We start from the raw sequence: 21,649 nt of genomic DNA, 5'->3' as shown, positions 1-21,649 counted from the left end.
GCTTTGAGTAATTCCAGGGTTTTATATCCAAAAAACAAATTTACCACATCAACTTAAGGGGTATAATCCAAATCTACAAATGAATGCTAATCTACAAATAAATTTGTAGCATTCGCGGCATTTGCATACATTTGCAGATCTGCATTATATTTGTAAATTTGGATTATATTATATGATGATGAAAAATAGATTATACTTTATTGCGGGTATCCTGTTGCTTCTGGTGGGAGTAGTCGTTTTTGTAATTCGACCAACAGCCAGGGAATTAAAAGAATTATCAGCTACGATTAAAAACCAACGGGAAAACCTAAAAAAATTATATCCCGAGGGCCAACAAATAGAGACAATACAAGCCGAATACCAACAAATCAAACCAAAATTTGAGAGTTTATCAAGTATTTTTGTCGCCCCCGGAAAAGAGTTGGATCTGATCACCGCCCTAGAAAAAATTGCTGCAGAAAATAATATAGAGCAAGAAATAGACCTGCGAAGACAAGATCCTAAAACCGAATCTGCAATGCTTCCTTTTCATCTGACCCTATCAGGCAATTTTCATAATCTTATCAGTTACCTATTGAATCTAGAAGCCCTTGAATATTATATTAAAATTGGATCTCTTAGTATAAATAGTGATACTGCGCAATCTTCTAGGTCCCCTATTCAACCAATAAGTGACCCCGAAAAAATTAGTGCTTCAATTCAAGCTAGCGCCTACACAACTAACTATGAATCTCAAAATAAATAAAATTAAATCCATTTTCTCTCTATCTCAATTACTGAAATATAATCGGGTAATTACTCTTTTGACAGCGGCAGTAATCCTGATTAGCGTTTCTGTTTTTCTTTATTACTGTTTCTACAAAATTCTTGCCCAATCAGAAGAAATCACAGTTTTAAAAGAACAGATGATTAGTGTTAAGGTTGATACTGAACTTTATAATCAGGTGCTAGCTAACATTGAGAATAAAAAAACTCCCCCAGAAATTAATTTAAAGGAGCTAAAAAATCCATTTTTGCCGTATACTAGTTCAAATTAAAACAAAAGAAAGTGGAATATACACAAATCTAACCCATTGAAATCTTCTTTAACTTCTCCACCGCTTTTGGCAACACAGCCAAAAGTTTTTTTATATCACTTTCACGAGTAAACCGTCCTAAAGTAATACGGATACTGCCATGCGCCTCTAAAGGTCCCCTGCCTAAAGCCATCAAAACATGGGACGGCTCGAGCGAACCAGAAGCGCAAGCACTGCCAGTGGACACGGCAATCCCCTTAAAATCTAAAAGTATTAGCAAGCTCTCACCTTCCACATTATCAAAACTAATATTAATATTATTAGCCACCCGCATCTTTTTATCGCCATTCAACCGCGTACCTGGAATAGATAATAGAATTCCCTTAATTAAATCATCGCGTAATTCTTCAATTCTCCTTGTTTCTTGTTTCTTATTTCTTGTTTCTTGAAGTATCTCAATCGCTTTTCCAAACCCCACAATCCCTGGATGATTAATAGTCCCAGCTCGCACACCATACTCCTGATGACCGCCATGCACAAACGGCTCAATCTGGGTACCTTTGCGAACATACAAAGCCCCGACCCCCTTGGGTCCATAAATTTTATGCGCAGACAAACTCATCAAGTCCACGCCCAATCGATTAACATTGCAATCCAAATAATTTATTGCTTGAGTGGCGTCAACGTGAAATACTGGCTTGATGGCTTGAACTGCTTGACGGCTCGAATTGCTTGAATATTTGGTTGTTTGACTTTTGATGTCTTTTATTAATTTTCCAATTTCAGCAATGGGTTGGATTGTGCCAATTTCATTATTCACGTACATTATTGAGATTAAAATCGTTTTTTTAGTTATGGCTTTTTTGACATCACTAACTTTCACTACGCCATTTTTGTAAACCGGTAAATAAGTAATTTTGAATCCTTGTTTTTCTAAATATCGGCATGACTCTAAAACACACGGATGTTCAATTTTAGTCGTGATAATGTGACCTTGTCCTGCTCTCGAGAGCCTCGAGCCTCGTGGAGAGGAGCTTGCCGAAGGATTACCATATTTTTTTAGCGCGTAAGCCACGCCCTTTATCGCAGTATTATTAGCTTCTGTAGCGCCAGAAGTAAAAATTACTTCCATTGGTTTACAATCCAAAAATTTAGCGACTTGATTACGCGCTCTGTCAACTGCCTTAGCTGACTCTTGCCCTATGGTATGCAAAGACGAGGCATTGCCAAATTTTTCAAACAAATAAGGCTCCATCGCCTCTATCACCCGAGGATCAACAGGAGTCGTCGCCGCATAGTCTAAATATACTTGTGATTTTCGCTTGGGCATAATTAAACTTACAATTGTATTACTATTGAATTACTACTGTATTACCATTGTATTACTATGAATTCATCAAACCGCAACAACATCTTTCACTCCTTTAACTTTCTCTTTCAAATTACGCCCCACTCCCTCTGCCAAGGTCATCTGCGCCATTGGACACCCAACACAAGCGCCCTTAAGCCGCACTTTGACTATTCCTTCTTTTTCGTCCACCTCTATTAACTCAATATCCCCACCATCAGCTTGAATGTGGGGCCTTATTTCGTTTAATACTTTTTCTACTTCTTTTTTTTTCATTTTATTAATTTATTGCGCTCCCCCACACCAGAACTCGCTTCGTTCGTTTGGCGGGGGCTCGCTTTTATTAAATTTATTAGAACTTATTCGAGTTTATTAGAGATAATTTGAGATATCCGCGTTTCCTATCCCGACTTCTTTTCATAATTTTCTATCGCTTTTTGTAACGCCTCAATTCCCAAAATCGAACAATGGTATTTCTGTTTCGGTAAATCAAAACCCTCCGCCACATCTTGCGCCTTTAACTTCATGGCCTTCTGAATCGTCTTACCTTTTATCAATTCCGTCACCCGGGAAGACATGGCAATCGCCGCCCCACATCCCAAAGTCTCAAACTTCGCGTCAATAATTTTATTATCATTAATCTTTAAGTACATCTTCATTATATCCCCACACATGGGATTCCCGGCCTCGCCAATAGCATCGGGGTTTTTAATTTTCCCGACATTTTTTGGGTTTTTAAAATATTGTAATAATTTCTTTGAGTACATAATTAAAATTATTTGAGTTATTAGAGCTCATTAGAGATAATTAGAGTAAATCACTCAACATCATCCCTTCTAAAGTTTTCTCCATAGACCGTTTCAGTTCAATCCATACTTTTCTAACCTTACAACACTCATCTTTGCATATTAACTTCACATCCCCGTCAACGCAAGTAAACGGGGCCAGAGAACCCTCCAGCGCGGTAACTACTTCTGCCACAGATACTTTACTCGGAGCTCGCGTTAATTCATAGCCGCCCTTAACTCCCCGGGTACTTTTAATAATTTTAGCCATTTTCAACGAAGCCATTAGCCGTTCTAAATAACTTTGAGAAATCTTTTCTTTCTTAGAAATTTCATGCAAACTCAAAGCGCCTTGACCATAATTTTTTGCCAAGTCAATAACTGCTCGTAATCCGTATGATGAACGGGTTGAGAATTTCATAAAGTTACCTTAATTTCTTTTATATTAAACGAGGATGACTTTTTCACCTTAATAATACTACATCATCCAGACAAATAAATTCCTACCTTTTTGGTTGGTATTTTAATTATATACTAATAAAAAAAATTGTCAAATGGCTTGTGGATAAATAAAAACCATCCAAACAAACCGCTTTTTATCTTGTTTAGATGGTAGATGGGGGTATGAACATATAAAATATATCATCTATAAACAATAACCATCACCCTCTCCCCTGCCTCAACCTCTCCACCATTCCAATCATGCACTGTCTCAATTAATTTTTCAAATTTATATTTATATCCTTCTCCTCTTTTTGTCCCCGGATCATTGGTTATAAACTCATCGCCAATCCAGCCGCGGATTATTAGAAAATGATAAACTGGGCCCGGTTGGCGATAATATGGATTGCCTAATTGGCGACCCGCGTGGGGTGTAATAACTATCTTACCCAAAACTAATTCTTGCTTAATCCGCTCAACCGTAACCTCGTTTGTAACCTCGGCTTTAAGCCCAAAATAATCTTCTAGAATCTCAACGGTTTCAGCCGCTGTTACATCAATCGTATAACCCTGCTCCTCCTCCCATTTTATCAACTCTTGAATCTCATCTTCCATAATCTGCTTATCTAAATTCTCATTTTTTAAATATTTTTCCGCGATAATCATGGCCGCTTCTTCACAAGCTTCATTATGCAAATCGTCCCAAACCGCAAACGGCGATTGGGGCGCAAATTTAACTGGCAAATCAAAAGTATCAGGAATGATAAGTTCTTCCGCTGGAGCCGGAGTTGAAGTCGCTTGAGGTATAGATTCCTCAATTTCCATATCCCCTTCCTCAAGCAGTTCTTTATTATAGTCTTCTATTTTTTCACGAATAGCCCCAATCTCTTCCTTAACTTTGTTATATTTATTCACCAAAGCCAAATTTTTCTCTATCACATTAAACGAATCATTAAAATCAGCCACCTGTTTTTTACAACCAGCAAAACTTAAAATTATAAATAATATAAGTAAATATCGCATACTTCAATCTTACCCTCAAAACCCTCTCTTGACAAGCTGCACTTCGCATGATATTCTAAAAACAAGCAGGAATTATGTCTACAGGATAGCATCGGGATTGCTTCGCTCTTTTTTGGACTTGCTGTCTACCTAAATTTGACTATCACAAAGATTACTCTTATTTATCAAGTCCTACAGTCGCTCGCAATGACATTATTGAATAATAAATAGATAAATAATAAATAATAAATAACAAAGTATGGCGCATAAAAAAGCGGGCGGCTCAACAGCCCTTGGCCGCGACTCACAATCACAAAGATTGGGCGTAAAATTATACGGCGGACAACTTGCCAAAGCCGGCGCTATTATAATCCGCCAACGGGGAACTAAATATCACGCCGGCGAAAATGTCAAACGCGGCAATGACGACACTCTTTTCGCCACAGCTCCTGGTATTGTTAAATTTGTAAAAAAGAAGGTAAAAAAATTTACTGGCGAATTAAGGTTGACAAATTTTGTCAATATTGTGCCGGAGAAATAAATTCAACTACAAAAATAAAAAGGAGAAAGTCATGATGAGTGAACTTGAACACTTTGTCCACTGTGTATACGGAACTGCTGGTTCTGACATAGGAATAAGTTGTGAGAATTGCGGCATAACTCATCCAGAAGGAGCTGATGTAAGCTTCACGCATGATGACAATAAAAGACAAATAGCTGAATGCTGTTTTGGGCCTCTTTTTGGAGGGCTGATGGAATGGGCTGACGCTCATGACGCTGGTCTTCTGGAATACCTGCTTTATCGTTTCCAACAAGACCCTTTAGATAGGAGGTGGAGGAGTTTCTACTTGAGAGGCGCCATTTATTCCTGGAGGAAAAAAGCGACAGAACAACAAGCTGATGCCCAAAGGTGCCTGGAAGCGATCCCTGAATAGCGCCGTTCCTGCACAAATAATAAAGCCACGAGCACCCGCTTGTGGTTTTTTTTTCTTATATCATTACCCAATTTAGTTCACTCCTACATTCCGATATATCGGAATGTAGGAGTGTTACATAAAAAAATCCGTCACTCTCTACTCTTGAGCGGCGGATTTGTTTTATTTCCTGATATTAATCCTCATCCTCCTCCGGCATCCCAATTAAAGCATGCCATAAATCACTAAGTACCTTCCTGCTAAACGTAGCAGAATACCATAAACCAGCAATTACAACCACAAAAACAAACAGCGCAAACCAAAACCCCTGATTATCCATCCCTCATCCCTCCTGTTACATGCCTTGTGAATTATGACTATTTAATCGCCGCAATAATTTAAAAATCCAAAAGTTCATCAATCTGTTCTTTGAAAACTGGCAAATCCTCTTTGACCGTTTTCCACAGAATATCTTCATCAACCCCAAAATACTCATGAATAACTTTGTTTCTCATTCCAATAACTTCCTCCCAAGGAATAAGAGGATGTTGAGATTTTATTTCCACTGGTCGCCAATAACAGACAAATTCCTCACCACCGCATCAACCCTCATCGCATCATTTACAAACTCATTGTGGGATAAACCACTTGTATATCTTTCTATTTTCCTAATAGAATCTTTTATGTCGTCAAAATAAAGTTTTGCCTCTCTTTTAGACATAAACCATTTCTTTTAAAACCCCTTTTTTAATCGCTGGCTTCAAGGCCTTCTTCGTCACCAAATCAACTTTCTTGTTTAAGGTCTTAGCTAAAAAATTTTCTAACCTAATAAAATCAAAAAAACCGGGTGGAGAATAAAATTCTACCATAATGTCTGTATCGCCGTCACACCCCGGCTCATCATCTCCCCGAACCCTTGAACCAAAAATACCCAGCTTTTTAACCTGGTATTTTTCCTTTAAAACGGGGAGTTCTGAAATAATTTTTTCCTGAATTTCTTTAGTGCTCATTGTTCAAGTATAACACATAAAATTAGAAAAAGCAAATTAATCAGCTAATCGCCGCTTTCACAAATTCCCGAAACAACGGGTGCGGACGCAATGGCCGGCTTTTAAACTCCGGATGAAACTGCACCCCCACAAAAAACTTATGTTTAGGCAGTTCAATGATTTCTACCAGCTTGCCATCCGGTGAAGTGCCGGCAATATTCAAACCTTTTTTCTCTAATCTTTCTCTGTATTTATTATTTAACTCATACCGATGCCGGTGCCGTTCTTCTATCTTTCGCTGGCCGTAGGCTTTGGAGCTCTTAGTGCCTTTTTTTAAAACGCATGGCCAGGCGCCCAATCTCATGGTCCCGCCATAATCACGAGCCAAAAGTTTCTTTTCCTGGTCTGGCATCACGTGAATCACCGGATATTTGGTATCTGACTCAATCTCCGTAGTATGCGCACCTCGCATACCGCAAACATTGCGCGCAAATTCCACCGTGGCTAACTGCATGCCATAGCATAGTCCTAAATAAGGAACGTTATTCTTTCGCGCATATTGAATAACCAAAATTTTACCTTTCACCCCCCTGGAGCCAAAACCACCAGGAATAATAATTCCGTCTAATTTTTTAAGTTCATTTAATTTCTTTTTATCTTGCTCATACTCCTCGCTGTTCAACCATAAAATTTCTGGTTTTCGTTTGTGCCCCCAGCAAGCATGCTTAACGGCTTCAATCACCGAAATATATGCATCAGAAAGCACAAACTTGCCAGTGGCAAAATACTTGCCAATTATTCCAATGGTTACCTGGCGTTTGACTCTTTTTACTGTTTGATTTAATTTTTTATAATCCTTTAAATCCTTTTTACCGCATTTAAGCCCAAATTTGTTCAAAATCCTCTCGCCAATTTTATCTTTCTCAAAATTAACCGGAATTTCGTAAATAGAATCCGCATCTGGAGCGCTAATAACATCTTCTGGCTGAATATTACAAAAAATAGATATCTTCTGCTTCCGTGGCTTGTCCAAAGGTTTCTCTGAACGACAAATAATAAAATCCGGCTGAATCCCGGCTGAATTTAAAGTGCGCGCGGCATACTGCGTTGGTTTGGTTTTCATCTCGCCTATTTTAGCGGGGATGGGTAAATAACTGACTAAAACAAATAAAACATCTCCAGGGTGTTTTATTTTCATCATTCGAGCCGCCTCAAGAAATAAAATATTCTGATATTCCCCTACTGTCCCGCCAACCTCTATCAAAACAAAATCGTAGCCCCTACGAGCTACTTTTTCAATCCGCCTGATTACTTCCTCGGGAATATGGGGCACTACTTCTACGCACTTACCGCCATAGTCCAAATTTCTTTCTTTATGAATCACGGTTTCATAAACCCGGCCCGTGGTCATATAATTATCAGTGGTAATATCTTGGTCTAAAAATCGTTCATAATTACCAATATCCTGATCCGTCTCATCGCCGTCATCAGTTACAAAAACCTCACCATGCTCAATTGGATTCATAGTGCCGGCGTCAACATTGATATAGGGATCGATTTTTACCGCCGTAACTTTAAAACCGCGGCTTTGCAAAATCTTGCCAATGGAAGCCGTGGTGGTACCTTTACCAATGCCTGACATCACTCCTCCAACTACAAAAATAAACCCTGTACCTTTTGTAGATAACTTAAATTTTCTTGAAAAATTTTTATTCCTATCGCTCTTAATCTGTACATTTGAAGAACTAGAAGAATGGTTCAGGGTAAATTTAGATTTCATGGGTCAAAAAGAGTCATGAGTTATAAAATTATCACCCAGAAGGTGGCCAGCAGAGCTAAGCTAAGCTCAACTTTGCCCTTGGCTGGGATTTGTTATTGGTTATAAATAAAAATTTACTCCTTCTCTACTCTCACTTTCACCTCTACTCTTCCATCCCCCACCTTAACCTCTACCCTATGCTCACCCAATGTCTTAATCTTTTTATTTAATTTTATCATTGAAGGTTTTATTTTGACGCCCATCGCATCCGCTAAAACTTCGTTTATCTTGTCGGCCCCGATACCGGCAAATAAATGCCCTTCTTTACTGGCTTTAGCCCTAATTCTGACTTCTTTGCCAGCCAGCTTTTTCTTTAATTCCCGCAAATTAATTTTTCCTTTTTTTCTTTTTTCCTCTTCACCTTGCTTCATCTCCCGCGCCATTTTTAAGTTTCCAGGAGATGCCGCAACAGCCATCTTTTTTGGCAATAAAAAATTACGAGCAAAGCCGTTCGCTACCTCCTTGACTTCGCCTTTCTTACCCAGATTGTCAATATTTTTCAAAAGTATTACTTTCATGTCAATTTATTAATCTTATTAACATTATTCCAGCCAGAGACTGGCCGGTCTTTGACCGAAACCTTATCAACGTTGTGATTTTTTTTCATATTCTTTCCCATCAAACTGATTCTTTCAAAATTTCTAATTCTTCTGGATTAGCCAAATTATGCTTTTCAAAAATATCAGTTGCAATGGTTCGATGTTGCGCGTTTTTTTCTTTTTCTTTCTTTAGCTCCTGAAGGATTTCCTTTTTGTTATACTCCATATTCTCAAACGTTTCACCCTTAACTCGATCCATTTTTTCTTCCAGCTCATCTTTGGTTTTGTCCAACTTTTTGTCAATCATCCTATCAACAGCTGGCAACAAAACCTGCTCGGAAAATTCACCAAGTGTCTTTAAGGTCATGGGTTTATTTAATTTTTCCTGGTCTTCATCCATATCTATATTGTTTATTTAAAAAATTATTCCGTCAAGTCCTCTCCTTTAATTATCTCAATTGCTTTATCCAACTGGGGATCTAAATCATTGCTATAATCCTCGCCAGTCATCTCTACCTCAATATCCGGCTCAATCCCCTCATCAGCTATGCAACGACCCTTGGGCGTCAGCCACTTAGCAATGGTAATTTTGACCGAAGAACCGTCAGAGAGCTCTTCTAGCTCTTGAACCGAGCCTTTACCAAAAGTCTTTTTACCAATAATTGTAGCCAGACCGTAATCCTGCAAAGCGCCGGCCACAATCTCCGAGCCCGAGGCCGAACCCAGGTTTACCAAAACCACGGTTTTGACTCCTTTCAAAATCGCCGGCAAAGTTGATTTGTGGACCCGTTTTTTATCAATCGGCAATGGATCTGGATAATTTTCACCAAATTTTTCAATAACAATCACATCATCATCTACCCAAAAGCTGGCAATATCAATCGCGCGTTTTAAATAGCCCCCGGGATTATTCCGTAAATCCAAAATAATCGTTTGAGCTCCTTGGTCTAAAAGTTCATCAAGAACTTCTTCAAAGCTGGCTGTGGTATCTTCATTAAAATGAGAAATTTTAATATAGCCAATATCCTCTTCCTTCATTTCACCTCGAACACTTTTAAAATGAATCTCGTCCCGGATAATTTCGATTTTTAAAGGCTCATCGCCATTGTCTTCGCGCATGACCGTTAAAACCACCGGGGTTCCCTGCGGCCCGCGGATTCTTTTTACCGCCTCTTCCAGAGTAATGCCGGTAGTATCATAGTCATCAATCAAATATACTTTATCGCCAGCTTTAATCCCTGCTTGTTCGGCCGGGGTATCTGGCAGGGGCGCCACAATTGTTAGGCGGTCGGCTTTAATGGCAATCTCGGCGCCAATACCTTCAAACTTGCCTTGTAGTTCTTCAGTAAAATCGCTGGTGATTTTAGGCTCTAAAAACATGCTATAAGGATCGCCAAGCGCCGCCACGCTTCCGGCCAAAGCGCCATAAAATAATTTGATGTCCTCAACCGGATCAACATATTTATTATGAATAATATCCCAAACCTCTAAAAAAAGTTGGGCGTTGACATCCTTGGTTAGATATTTTGGTATCTCATTTTTATCTTTAAGCTCGCCGTATTGCTGGTTTTCTTCAGTTTCCTGAAGAGCTGTTTCTTCTTTATCGTTTTGATTAACATTAGAGTTTAAATCTCCCCAATGTTGGCCGGTATAAATGCCAAATCCGAATGAAGCAGTCAATAAAAACAAAATCAAAATAATAAAAATATTTTTTCTAAAATTGGCCGGGACGGTTGGATTTTTAGAGCTACCTAAATTAGGTTCTTGAGGCTTTAGATTTTTCATAAAAAATGATGCGAGTTAAACTGATTAGAAAAGTTAGACTGGTTATAGGTTAACTTGATAATTTCTAACTTTTCCCAGCCAAAGGTTTGGACCAGATGCTCATCCGCCTTTGGGGGAGGTCAACCTCTGGCTGATAACTCATAACCAATCTAACTTGTTTTATTGTATCATATAAATTTTTTATTAGCAAAATGTGGATAATCTTAATATAGCGACAAAGCTTTGCCTTGTCGCTAATCCCATAATTTCCACAATAACATTTTTATAGCAAAGCTTTGACAAAAATTCTAAACCATACTATCCTTATTTAATAAATTCGCTCCTTGAAAATTCATTCCTCTAAACCTGCTTCCAAAAGGCATGAAAGGCCTTATTTGGACACTTTAATGAACTTTTTGGCTGGAGTTAAATATTTTTCTGTCACTTTTTCTCTTGGAAAGGAGAGAACAATGAAAAAGCATTTATTAGTAGTAATAGTCGTAGTCATTGCAATTATCACGGGGACCTACGATAATAGCATTTGTCAACTGGCCCCCGGTCCACAGCAGGATAGATTGAAAGCAGCATATTATAGGTTTTTGGAAGAAGGCGATAATAATCCGCATTTAGTGAAAGGAGTAGCCGGTGAATCAACCAAAGAAAGGTTTGACACTATGCTTAATTGTGTTGACTTCTACCTGGCTCTTCAAGCTCGTTTTGGTTGGGATGTTGAGAAGCCGATAGGGACCATACTGCTTAATCCTCAGCCTCATACTGGTATTCAAGAAAGAATAAAAGCTATACTGGCATTGGGTAAATTTGGAACTGAGTGGTCAATAAATGTCCTCCTTGTCCACATTGTAGAAGAGAATAGCGTAATTACCAGGTTCTAATAATTGGCGCCCTAAGAGAGCTGGAACAAAGAGGCGTGGCTGTTAGACAAGATATGGAGACGGCGAGAAACTTGATTGCTCTTTTTTATGGCGCCAAGCTATCCATCATAAACGATGCAACTGATAATTTAATTAAGATAAAAGATCCCAGAACCGTGGACCCGTTGATAAAAGGATTAAAAAACCATAGAGACCCCTTTGTCCGAAGAAACGCAGTAAAAATTTTAGGTGGGATAGCTGTTGTTTTGGTGAACAAAGACGACCTGACTATCATCGAAACAAAGGCATTAGACAAAATAATAGATGCGTTGATTTTTGTAGTAAAAAATGATCTTGACCAATCAAAACTCATTAAAAAGGAAGCCATATATTGGTTGGGTGAAATTGGTGTTTCAAGAATTGCGCCGTTCCTGATAGAAATTATAGATTTGGGCTTTCAAAATGGTTGGGATAAAGATTATTGGCTGGTAGACCTGCTCATTCAGTCAATGTATGCTTTGGGCAAAATAGGTGAAGTTAGTCCAGAAGCTGAAAATCTTTTAACCCTGGCCCTAAAAAGCGATAATGACTATCTTCGATGGGCGGCTGTCTGGGCATCGGGCGAAATAGGTAATTCCCAACACGCAGAGCTGTTAATCAGAATCTTTTTAAATGATAAGGAATGGCGTGCCCAAGATACAGCAGCTGCGAGTTTGGGTAAAATAGGCAATGGACTTGGCGAAGGAAACAAGGCCTTACTCTCTCGTATAATTAAGGTCTTGACTCAAGCAATCTTTTTCCCCAGAGCCATGGCGCCCGAATCTGGGCGAGAAAGAGCGGGCGACGGTCTACGCAGTATAGGCTTTGATGTGGTTTTAGATGAGCAAGAATTTGAAAAGCCAGTGAAGTATTATACTGGCTTGGACGGTGATTTTTTCAAGGAATTAAAGAAAAGCAATCCTTTAAAAGGGTTGGGAGATAATAATATTGGTGAGGATTTATATCGGCTAAAACAATTGCATGAAAAGTATGGGACATCAGAGCCAGCCCGATATATATTCAAACAATATAATATCTCTTTTTTTGGCAGGTACACCGTAAAGGTTCTTTCTCATCTATAGGAGCATAGGAATCAGAGGCAAGCCTTTACTGATGAGCCTGGCTCACACATGCGGCCCCTGGCGGTGATTGCTTTGCCTAAAACGGATTACAGCCGGGCGTTTTACCAAAACCCTGAAATAATCCAGAGATTCCTGGATGTGCGATTTGACCTGCGAATCGTTGAAGCAGATTGTAGGAATAAATTTGTAGCTAATATCATAAGCATGGGAGAGAATTATGGCTATAAACCCGCTGGTATGATAGATTTATTGGTCATCGGTGGCCATGGCAACACTAAAGGTATTAGTTACAAAATAGTTGCGGGTCAGGATAATCCCTGGAGGATAGAGATTGGAGATGCTGATGTTTGGGAAAAAATCAGTCCTTATCTCAACCCAAGTCCTGATATTGTTCTTATTGCCTGTTCAACGGGCAGTGGTGACAATAATATCGCCCAGTTTATCTCAAGAGAGTTAAACGCCAGGGTTTTCGCGCCCAATGGGGAAAGCTACATTCACTCGTTTCTGTTTTTTAATATACAGAGCGGGACCCCGGTTTTAGCATCGGTTCTATATAAAAACAATATTGGCATTGTTTATACCGTAATATATATTAATGGTGGAAAAGCAAGCAAGGAGGTGGTAAAAAAAGCGAAAGCAACAACTGCTTTCAAGATTGCTCTGCAACAAAACTTTCCCAACCCCTTCAACCTGGCTACGACCATCACCTACAATCTGCCAGAAGCCAGTGATGTCATGTTGACCATTTATGACGCCATTGGTCAGCGAGTGGCAACGTTGGTGGCGGGTCGTCAGGGAGCCGGCCAGTACGAAGTGGCTTGGGATGGAAGCGGATTTGGAACTGGCGCCTATCTCTATCGCCTCTGCGTAGGAAATTATCAAGAGACGAGGAGAATGGTGCTGGTGAAATAAAATAGATTCTCCGCCGGATGACGGATAATCAAAAAGCCGAGGGCTTACAAGCTCCCGGCTTTTCTTTTTAAATTTATTTTTTCCAATCGTCAATAATCACTTTCTTGCCGCGAATCTTAATCACCAACTTCTACCGCTCGCGCTATATCAGTTTTCTAATAATAGAAATCTCACTCCAATCGCTTTATCCCCGCCCCCAGCTTTTTCAGCCGCCCTTCAATATCTTCATATCCCCGATCAATCTGATAAATATTATCTATCTCGGTTTCGCCTTCGGCAATCAAGCCAGCAATGATTAAAGCAATACCGGCCCGGATATCCGGGCTGGCAACTTTAGTGCCATAGAGTTTTGTTGGCCCCTGGACAATTACCCGATGAGGATCACACATAATAATCTCGGCTCCCATCTGATTTAAAATATCAGTATAAAAAAGCCGACCTTCAAAAATCGTTTCATGAACTAAGCTGTCCCCCTTGGCTTGGGTCAATAAAGTAGTAAACGGAGATTGCAAATCAGTAGGAAAACCTGGATATTCATGGGTTTTAATTTTTGTTGCTTTTAGGTCGCTAACTTCTTTAATTTGAATGTAGTCCTTGCCAACAACAAAATTAACGCCCATCTGCTCTAAAATCGCCAAAGGCACCTCAAGGTGATTCGGATTACAATGAGTGATCTTTATTCTACTTCGAGTAGCCGCTCCAAGACACGCAAAACTGCCAGCTTCAATTCTGTCAGGTATCACGGTGAAAGGTCGGGCTTTAAGCTGTTTAACGCCCTCGATCACAATCTCGCTAGTACCGGCGCCTTTTATCTTTGCGCCGCATTCGTTAAGATAATCAGCCAAGGCCGGGATTTCTGGCTCCATGGCTGCATTAACAATAGTTGTTTTTCCAGACAACAATACGGCTGTCATCATCAAGGCTTCAGTAGCAGTTACCGAAATAAAAGGAAACACCAATTTGGCGCCGCGCATTTTTCGAGCTTTGAAAGTATATAATTTGGGGCCTTGTTCCACCTCTGCGCCAAGTTGTTTAAAAAGATTTACCCAAACATCAATCGGGCGCCGGCTAATAGCGCAACCCCCGGCATGAGGAATCACGACCTCGCCTACCCGCAAAAGCAGGGGACCAATCAGCATATTAGAAGCTCGCAATTTTGGCACCAAATCGCGGGAAAGTTCACCTGATTTAATATCACCCGCTTGAATTTTAACCGTGTTGCCTTTTTGCTTGACTTCCACCCCCAAATCTTTTACAATTTCTAACAGCCGAGTCACATCTTCAATTTTAGGCACATTGCTAATAGTAATCTTTTCATCAAAAAGCAAGGCAGCTGGAATAATTTTCAAAGCTGCATTTTTTGCGCCATTAACTGGGATTTCACCGGAAAGCTTTTTACCGCCGGTGATGATAAATTTAGACATGGTGGGGTTGCGTAAAACTTTCTATTATTTTGATTTCTGTTGTTTAAATATGCCCCTTGCTCATTGTTTCATTGTTCAATTGTTCGATTGTTACAAAATCATTCTAAACAATTTATCAATCGAGCAATCGGACAATTGAACATTATATACAATGTACGAAAAATCTTACTTCACATCCATCATCTTTACTCTACCCCCAAAACCTCCTTTTGTCAATCAATATGAACATCACTCTCCGCCGCTTAATTTACCTCTCAATCATCATACTTTTCCTAATCACTGCGCCTTTGCTAATTCTCGCTAGCAGTGGTTTTCGTTATGATTTTAAAAAACACGAAATTGTTAAAACCGGCAGTTTAATTCTTGAAACTTACCCAAAAGCTGCTTCTGTCTATATTGACAACCAACCTCGTCAAAATCTATTTTCAGGCAGCGCCTGGAGGACTTTATTTAGAATCATCGCTGCCACCCAAAGCCAAGAGCAAAAAAATATTCAAAAAACACCTTTGATTATTAATAATCTTATTCCTAATGAATATCTTATTAAACTGACAAAACCTGATTATCACCCCTGGGTCAAGAGATTAACTATCACCAGCAATGAAGCAACTTTTGCTGACCAAGTGCTGCTCTTCCGTTTGCAGCCGGAAATTCAAGCGCTCACTCAAGGAAACATCAGCCAGGTGCAGATTGCCCCGGATCAGCAAAAAACGGCTCTCTTATTAAATAACACCTTAAAACTACTGGATATCAAAACCGAACAAACGACTACCCTGTTTGAAACTCATGATTCAATTATTGACATCAAATGGAATAATACCAGCCAAAAAATATTAATTACTGAACAAAAACCAGAATATAAAAATTATATAATCATCAATGCAGAAACCGGAGAAAATACATCAGTAAATTCTTTCCAAAACTATACGCCGCTAGACAATCTAAAGTGGGACCATCAAAATCCTAATCTTATTTACGGCGCCAGAAAAAACACTACCTATCAAATAAATCTTTTCACAAAAAAAATAAAACCTTTTCTGCAAATAAAAACTCAAAGTCTTGATGATTTTTTAATAGCCAAGGATTGGAATATTTTCTATCTTAAAAAATGGCAAGAGAACTGGTGCCTAAATTATGTAGGTTTGACTACAGACGGCAGCAGCCTAAGAATTGAAGCGATTTCCAAGACTTGTCTCTTGGAGCTACCGCTTGGTTCCTCCCAAAACCAAGGTACGCTGTATTCTCTTTCTAAAATTGATGATGAATTATTATTAGTTCAATCACCAGCAAGGGCTGATGATTTTCCCGGGCGGGGATCATCAGCCCTTGCTGGTGACTTTTTCCAAAGAGGGCACGAACAAAAAATCTGGCTTATCAATACCAAAACTAAAGAAGTTATTCTTAATGAAACAAAAGCTAAAGATGTCCTTTATTTACCCGCTTCACAAACTTTGATTTATTATAATGATTTTGAAATTTGGCAAACTGATTTAAAAAATTACGACTCCAATGGCAAACCCTTGCAAGACACCAGATACATTCTTAGCCGGTTTAGCTCGGAAATCAAAAAAATTATATCCACAAAAGAACAAAACTATTTACTGCTCTCCCTGAAAAATGCCGGCAAAGATATAATCTATGCATTGGAGCTTGATAGCCGAAATCGACGCAACATTGTTAATTTACTTGAGGTGAAAAAAATTTACAATTTGTTTCCCAACAAGGACAAAAATTTTATCTATCTTCACGCTGAAATAGGCGACAAAAACGGAATCTACAAAATCACAATTCACTAAGAAATTCGCCCTTTTTACTCGTCAACAAGGCGCCAATACCCAAAAAAATACATAAAACAAAAAGCTTGCCCAGATCAAAATAATTCAATACAAAGCCGCATTTGGCGTCTTCAATAATAAGAAATATTAAAAGCGCAGCCAAACAAATCACAAAACACTGCTTAAACAATTTAGCCGAAAACCAAAGAAAGATGTTTAGTTTTGATTGTTGAATAATTATGGCTTTTCAGGTTACTCAGTTAATGGCTAGTCAATGGCGCCCATTGTTACATTGCTTCATTGCTACATTGTTAACAAGAAAAATAAGCAATAAAACAATGTAACAATGAAAACCTATTAAAAATTTACTATGATATCCTTCAAATATCCCCCAGCTTGTCTGATAGTGTTGCCCAATTTAAGGGGTTCCCGTTCTAGAGCAACTTGAATTTCGTAAATGTCTATTTCGCGCTTATTAACATCCATTTCCGGAGCAGAAAAAATAAATACTAATTTCCCATCAACAAGAAAAGAACGATCAATAAAAAACTCAGCCTGGGCTGTTTTGATATCACTGTCGTCAACCTCTGGTTGGATGTATCGAGCAATGATATAACTGATATGATTAAGATCAGTTTTTGTGTTAAGGGCTGTTAATAAATAATCAGCCGGGTTGGCAAGCTCTAAAGTATAGCCAAATTGAGCAATCCGGCCCTGGGTGGGCGGCTCCAGTAAAAAATCGTCGATCTCTCGGTATCGCCTGGATTTTTGTAAAAGGATAAGATTATCTTTTTGCAATTTATACCACGATAAATCATCGATCTTTTGAAATTCCAAAGTCTTAAAATCAAATACCCAACCTTCTTCCCCAAGCTTTAAACCAATTTGAAACAATGATTGCTCTTTATTTTTATAAACAATTTTTATCGTCGCTTTCCTAAACGCCCGCGGCGGGTTTATCTTAAAATATACTGGATCAATAAACATTGTTTGATAAAAATTTCCCTGCTCGTCTTGCTTAATTTTTTCCACCCGCACATCAGGATATAAATCAGAAATCAATTGCGATTTATTTTGAAAATTATTAATGATAACTAATTTTCCAGAAGGTACAAAATCTTTATAAAATAAATAGCAAAAGAGAAAAACAAAAAACAAAATCAACCCAGCTTTAGTTAATTTGAGAATTTTTTTGAGATGAAGAATATCCATTTGACAAAAAGATTATAAAAGAATAATATAAAGCCAACGAAATAAACCTACAAAAACCACTCAAAAAAGGAGGAGAAACTATGGCTCGTTCAAAAAGGAAGGGGCGCACCGAGCAGAATAATGACCCCTCAATGGGAGAACGGTTCCTAAATGTTCGGCTCTGGGCTGTTGGGGAAGCACTTTTGAAGCGGGGCTTTATTCCTAATGAACCTCTTCCGAAATATCCTGAAACAATTGTGCTCAAAGGAGAAGATTATGGACAGAAACCCCAAGCTGGCTAACACTAATTTGATTGACTGTATCCCCCAGACCGGAGAATGTCCCATGGGATGTGCCGAGTGCTTCTATAATGGTGGGAGATTCTATCGGACACTAGACAAGCCATTGTTTCCTACTCCCCAAGAAGCGGCAGGGAAAATTGTTCGTATTAATAGTGGTCATGATAGCAATATTCAACGAGAATATGTTATTGAATCCACTAACCAGTATGAACACCGTTTCTTCAACACCTCGCATCCTCGTTTTGACTTTCCGGCACCAGTAGTCTTTACTTGTAATGGCAGAGAGTCCCTGTTCGTTGAGTGCCCAAAGAATGTAATGTTTGTGCGCATCAGAACAAATAGCTGGGGCCTGGGAGTTCAGGATTCACTAGTTGAGTATTACCTGGCTCAAGGAGTACCGGTTGTTATGACATTTATGCGTTATTATAATCAGGCAAATGTGGTTATGTCAGAAGACTACGAATGGCGGAAAAGTATTCTTAATGATTATTACTGCATCAAAACCGAAGTCTTACTGGAAATACTGAAACGCTATAAGGGTAGAGGTGTCCGCATGTGCAGCACGCCCTGGAGCTCAGTTTGTGTAGATTGCCGTAATTGCGAACTGTTATATTGGGAGTGTCTGCGCAGAATGGAAGAATAAAAACAAAGATGGGAGGAACCGCTGCTTAAATAGCTTATCATCCTAACTATTCTGGTAATTTTGATTACGTGAGAAGTTGAAAAACTAACCAAGGCCATCAAAGCGGCATAATCGAGATTCCAAAATCAATCGTAGGATACCAATCATAAAATCTACAACCACTCACGGTTTACCGGAGTGGTTTTTTCTTTTTAAACAGTTGCAATCTTGGAACCATTCCCTCCAGAGGCGGGCAGGCGTGCGAATGGTTCAATGCTTAAATCACTTATTCTTCTCTTTCTCTGCCAGCAAATTGCTCGCCCGAAGCAACGAATCAAAAGTCCCGGCATCGGTCCAATCTCCTTGTAAAATTTCATAAGTCATTATCCCCTGCTCAATGTAAAAATTATTAACATCAGTAATTTCCAACTCGCCGCGGCCAGAGGGCTTTAAAGTTTTTATAACTTGCCAAACCTGATTATCATAAAAATACAGCCCGGTCACGCAATAATTACTTTTTGGTTGCTCTGGCTTTTCTTTAATTCCTACAATTTTTTCACCCTGAATTTCTGCCACTCCAAAACGCTCCGGATCGTTCACTTCTTTAAGAAAAACCTTGGCGCCTTTTTCTTGTTTCTCAAAATCCCGCATTGCCTTACTAATATCATAATCAAAAATATTATCTCCTAAGATTACGGCGATTTTTTCTTGGTCGGCATAGTCATGGCAAAGTCCAAGCGCCTGGGCAATGCCTCCTGCTTCCGTTTGAATCGCGTAAGAAAATCTAGCATCAAATTCATCCCCGTCGCCTAAAAGCTCTAAAAAATGCCCGGCGTGCCCCTTGCCGGAAACAATCATAATATCTTTAATCCCGGCGTTGGCCAAAGTCATAATCGGATAATAAATCATCGGTTTGTCGTAAACCGGCAAAAGATGCTTGTTTGTAACTTTGGTTAACGGCATTAAGCGCGAACCAGTCCCTCCAGCTAAAATTATTCCTTTCATAAATTTTTGAGCTGTAAAGCCTTAAAGCTATAAGCTGTAAGGCAGATTAAATTTAAAATATTACAATGAGTGACTATTGAGTTACAACTGTATTACGCGAAGCGAACCGCAGTGAGCGAGCTTATTACTATAAGTTACTTTTCCTGTGTTCTCTGAAAGATTTCAGTCAAACGCTCTTTCAACGGCTTTAACTCCACTTCTTTCGTTAATTTCTCCATATTTAAAACACAATTACTCCTCTCCGCCTTAGTCGTTTTATGCAACTCATCAACTGAAATAATATCGTAATTAAACTTTGAGTCAACCATCTCTTTATACAAATCAAGAATTTCTCTATGGCTCATCGGTCCGGGATTAACCATATTATAAATTCCGGTTTTATTTCTTGACATCAAAGTGTCAGCAACATGCAGTAAATCATCAACAATAGTCATGGAATTTTTTATATCAATCACTTTTTTATAACCAGTAATTTTTTTAATGAAGTTTCTTTCACTGGAAATATCATTATCAATTGGCATCCGCAAACGCAATTGCAAAACATTATAATCTTTTAACATATCCTCGCTTAAGGCCTTGGTTTTAGAATAAAAACTGCCGCTAAAATTTGGCGCGTCTTTTTCGCTCCAGCCCTTCCTATTATTATCGCCGGAATATACGCAGCCCGAGCCCAAATGCAACATCTTAACCCCAACTTTTTTGCAAGCTTTAGCAATCATCAAGGGTAATAAAACATTGCCCTCAAATGTCTCCTGTTTATTATCTTCGCACCAATCAATATTAGGCCGGCCAGTTATCCCAGCGCAATTTAGCACCCATTCCGGCTCATGTTTCTCAATCTCACGCAAAGCATCTTCCTCTTTCTTAACAAAAACCTCACTCATCACCGAGCCTTTAAAATATTTATGAAATTGTTGGCCAAGATAGCCATTGCCGAAAATTAGGTATTTCATGGTTTTTCACTTTCTACCGACCTTTAGGTCAGGGTCGGACAACTTTAGTTGCCTTCGTCTGAAGCTAATGCTTCGCGAACCCTCGACTAAAGTCGGGTAGAAATTTTTATTTAAAATATTTCCCATACAAATAATCCCTTATCTCAATCTGTTCCGGTATCGTATTCCTTAATTCAAGATAAACATTTTTAGTAAATAATTTTCTAGGCACATCATCCAAATATTCAAAATCTTTTTTTATGTCAACCACTAAATGTCCTCGCTTTATTTCATCGCATCCATCTTTGTTTTTAACAAAATATTTGCCATTTAGATGATTTATTACAACGGGATAAGTGTCAATCACTTTTTTAAACAATTCGATGGTATTAAACCGATTCAACAAATTTTCAGCGGCATAGTGCCCAATATCAACACAAACCCCGGCAATCTCTTTTATAAATTCAAAATCGTTAATTTTTACTCCTTCCCATTCATCAGCATTATATTCAACACACATTTTATCCTTCAAGCTTTTATTCCAATTCAAATAATGCTCAACTGTTTTAAAATGAATCGTAAAATAATCTACGCCATATTCTTTAGTCAAGTCTTTAATTTCGTCCTCATCAAAATCATGCCGCAAATGAATATGAGGTATTTTTTTAATCCCGCTATTTTTTAAAAATCTATAGAATTCTTGATGTGCATCTTTGTCAATTCCAGTCAAAAAAACAGTCGCCTCCCTTAATTTCAATTTTTTAACATCTCTTAATTGCTGTCTCCAATCCGCTCCCCAAGTAACAACCGATGGGTATATCTTTGGTTTTGACATAAATAATTACCTAATTACTCGATTAGTTAGTTACTTAATTA

At 38.7% G+C, this 21,649-nt stretch carries 25 protein-coding genes and 1 pseudogene; 10 read left to right on the top strand and 16 right to left on the bottom strand.

The annotated features are described in order from the left end of the window. The first annotated feature begins 172 nt into the window (after positions 1-172). Positions 173-745, top strand: coding sequence for a type 4a pilus biogenesis protein PilO (pilO, locus tag KKD20_03285; protein ID MBU4332118.1), 573 nt, complete (start codon positions 173-175; stop codon positions 743-745). Then, entirely contained in the window at positions 726-1,037 is a 312-nt protein-coding gene (locus tag KKD20_03280) for a hypothetical protein (GenBank protein ID MBU4332117.1), read from the top strand. The genes pilO and KKD20_03280 overlap by 20 nt, the downstream gene beginning before the upstream one ends. Before the next feature lie 28 nt (positions 1,038-1,065). Here the strand turns inward: KKD20_03280 and KKD20_03275 are convergent, their stop codons facing one another. From KKD20_03275 to KKD20_03255, 5 genes are all read right to left on the bottom strand, one after another. Continuing rightward, a complete protein-coding gene (locus KKD20_03275; GenBank protein ID MBU4332116.1) occupies positions 1,066-2,346 on the bottom strand; it encodes a cysteine desulfurase in 1,281 nt (426 codons plus the stop codon). Between the two features lie 66 nt (positions 2,347-2,412). After that, positions 2,413-2,640 carry a NifU family protein gene (locus KKD20_03270; GenBank protein MBU4332115.1) on the bottom strand — a complete coding sequence of 76 codons (228 nt, stop codon included), beginning with the start codon at positions 2,638-2,640 and terminating at the stop codon, positions 2,413-2,415. A gap of 125 nt (positions 2,641-2,765) precedes the next feature. Beyond that, on the bottom strand, positions 2,766-3,131 hold the full coding sequence (locus KKD20_03265) for an iron-sulfur cluster assembly scaffold protein (protein MBU4332114.1): 366 nt from the start codon (positions 3,129-3,131) through the stop codon (positions 2,766-2,768). A gap of 40 nt (positions 3,132-3,171) precedes the next feature. Then, entirely contained in the window at positions 3,172-3,570 is a 399-nt protein-coding gene (locus tag KKD20_03260) for an Rrf2 family transcriptional regulator (GenBank protein MBU4332113.1), read from the bottom strand. Positions 3,571-3,791: 221 nt separating this feature from the next. Then, positions 3,792-4,613, bottom strand: a complete 822-nt coding sequence (locus tag KKD20_03255) for a C39 family peptidase (GenBank protein ID MBU4332112.1) — start codon at positions 4,611-4,613, stop codon at positions 3,792-3,794. 238 nt (positions 4,614-4,851) lie between these two features. Between KKD20_03255 and rpmA the strand changes: the two genes are divergently transcribed. Together rpmA and KKD20_03245 are read left to right on the top strand one after the other, a co-directional pair. After that, the gene (gene rpmA / locus KKD20_03250; GenBank protein MBU4332111.1) at positions 4,852-5,133 is read left to right on the top strand and encodes a 50S ribosomal protein L27; all 282 of its coding nucleotides are present in this window, start codon (positions 4,852-4,854) and stop codon (positions 5,131-5,133) included. A 31-nt stretch (positions 5,134-5,164) separates the two neighbouring features. Further along, positions 5,165-5,527, top strand: coding sequence for a hypothetical protein (locus KKD20_03245; GenBank protein ID MBU4332110.1), 363 nt, complete (start codon positions 5,165-5,167; stop codon positions 5,525-5,527). A 377-nt stretch (positions 5,528-5,904) separates the two neighbouring features. On the opposite strand, the pseudogene KKD20_03240 reads toward KKD20_03245, so the two are convergent. From KKD20_03240 to KKD20_03215, 6 genes and pseudogenes are all read right to left on the bottom strand, one after another. Beyond that, positions 5,905-6,227: pseudogene (locus KKD20_03240) on the bottom strand (DUF86 domain-containing protein). After that, entirely contained in the window at positions 6,220-6,516 is a 297-nt protein-coding gene (locus KKD20_03235; GenBank protein ID MBU4332109.1) for a nucleotidyltransferase family protein, read from the bottom strand. The pseudogene KKD20_03240 and the gene KKD20_03235 overlap by 8 nt, the downstream one beginning before the upstream one ends. Before the next feature lie 40 nt (positions 6,517-6,556). After that, positions 6,557-8,275, bottom strand: a complete 1,719-nt coding sequence (locus KKD20_03230; protein MBU4332108.1) for a CTP synthase — start codon at positions 8,273-8,275, stop codon at positions 6,557-6,559. A gap of 113 nt (positions 8,276-8,388) precedes the next feature. Continuing rightward, on the bottom strand, positions 8,389-8,832 hold the full coding sequence (gene rplI, locus KKD20_03225) for a 50S ribosomal protein L9 (protein ID MBU4332107.1): 444 nt from the start codon (positions 8,830-8,832) through the stop codon (positions 8,389-8,391). 100 nt (positions 8,833-8,932) lie between these two features. Further along, a complete protein-coding gene (locus KKD20_03220) occupies positions 8,933-9,253 on the bottom strand; it encodes a hypothetical protein (protein ID MBU4332106.1) in 321 nt (106 codons plus the stop codon). A 23-nt stretch (positions 9,254-9,276) separates the two neighbouring features. After that, positions 9,277-10,638, bottom strand: coding sequence for a S41 family peptidase (locus KKD20_03215; protein MBU4332105.1), 1,362 nt, complete (start codon positions 10,636-10,638; stop codon positions 9,277-9,279). A gap of 395 nt (positions 10,639-11,033) precedes the next feature. On the opposite strand from KKD20_03215, the gene KKD20_03210 reads away from it, so the two are divergent. Genes KKD20_03210 through KKD20_03200 form a run of 3 tightly spaced genes read left to right on the top strand, consistent with a single transcriptional unit; the run spans position 11,034 to position 13,522 of the window. After that, positions 11,034-11,510: a hypothetical protein gene (locus tag KKD20_03210; protein ID MBU4332104.1), complete on the top strand. Its 477-nt coding sequence runs from the start codon at positions 11,034-11,036 to the stop codon at positions 11,508-11,510. 35 nt (positions 11,511-11,545) lie between these two features. Then, on the top strand, positions 11,546-12,610 hold the full coding sequence (locus KKD20_03205; protein MBU4332103.1) for a HEAT repeat domain-containing protein: 1,065 nt from the start codon (positions 11,546-11,548) through the stop codon (positions 12,608-12,610). A 48-nt stretch (positions 12,611-12,658) separates the two neighbouring features. Then, entirely contained in the window at positions 12,659-13,522 is an 864-nt protein-coding gene (locus KKD20_03200; protein ID MBU4332102.1) for a T9SS type A sorting domain-containing protein, read from the top strand. A gap of 170 nt (positions 13,523-13,692) precedes the next feature. On the opposite strand, the gene murA is transcribed toward KKD20_03200, so the two are convergent. Beyond that, a complete protein-coding gene (gene murA, locus KKD20_03195; GenBank protein ID MBU4332101.1) occupies positions 13,693-14,946 on the bottom strand; it encodes a UDP-N-acetylglucosamine 1-carboxyvinyltransferase in 1,254 nt (417 codons plus the stop codon). 221 nt (positions 14,947-15,167) lie between these two features. Between murA and KKD20_03190 the strand changes: the two genes are divergently transcribed. Further along, a complete protein-coding gene (locus KKD20_03190) occupies positions 15,168-16,742 on the top strand; it encodes a hypothetical protein (protein MBU4332100.1) in 1,575 nt (524 codons plus the stop codon). Between the two features lie 336 nt (positions 16,743-17,078). On the opposite strand, the gene KKD20_03185 is transcribed toward KKD20_03190, so the two are convergent. Then, positions 17,079-17,933 (bottom strand): hypothetical protein, encoded by an 855-nt coding sequence (locus KKD20_03185; GenBank protein MBU4332099.1) that lies wholly within the window; start codon positions 17,931-17,933, stop codon positions 17,079-17,081. Positions 17,934-18,013: 80 nt separating this feature from the next. On the opposite strand from KKD20_03185, the gene KKD20_03180 reads away from it, so the two are divergent. Together KKD20_03180 and KKD20_03175 are read left to right on the top strand one after the other, a co-directional pair. Next, positions 18,014-18,214 carry a hypothetical protein gene (locus KKD20_03180; protein ID MBU4332098.1) on the top strand — a complete coding sequence of 67 codons (201 nt, stop codon included), beginning with the start codon at positions 18,014-18,016 and terminating at the stop codon, positions 18,212-18,214. Further along, on the top strand, positions 18,189-18,857 hold the full coding sequence (locus KKD20_03175; protein ID MBU4332097.1) for a hypothetical protein: 669 nt from the start codon (positions 18,189-18,191) through the stop codon (positions 18,855-18,857). The genes KKD20_03180 and KKD20_03175 overlap by 26 nt, the downstream gene beginning before the upstream one ends. A gap of 261 nt (positions 18,858-19,118) precedes the next feature. Here KKD20_03175 and KKD20_03170 read toward each other — a convergent pair whose 3' ends face one another. From KKD20_03170 to KKD20_03160, 3 genes are all read right to left on the bottom strand, one after another. Beyond that, the gene (locus tag KKD20_03170) at positions 19,119-19,841 is read right to left on the bottom strand and encodes an NTP transferase domain-containing protein (GenBank protein MBU4332096.1); all 723 of its coding nucleotides are present in this window, start codon (positions 19,839-19,841) and stop codon (positions 19,119-19,121) included. Between the two features lie 134 nt (positions 19,842-19,975). After that, a complete protein-coding gene (locus KKD20_03165; GenBank protein ID MBU4332095.1) occupies positions 19,976-20,794 on the bottom strand; it encodes a sugar nucleotide-binding protein in 819 nt (272 codons plus the stop codon). Positions 20,795-20,900: 106 nt separating this feature from the next. Further along, on the bottom strand, positions 20,901-21,608 hold the full coding sequence (locus KKD20_03160; GenBank protein MBU4332094.1) for a hypothetical protein: 708 nt from the start codon (positions 21,606-21,608) through the stop codon (positions 20,901-20,903). Positions 21,609-21,649 lie beyond the last annotated feature (41 nt).

This window comes from Patescibacteria group bacterium, assembly GCA_018896645.1.
In the GTDB taxonomy this organism is placed as follows: domain Bacteria; phylum Patescibacteriota; class Patescibacteriia; order UBA2591; family JABMQE01; genus JAHIMF01.
This window is presented reverse-complemented; position numbering and strand designations above follow the sequence as displayed.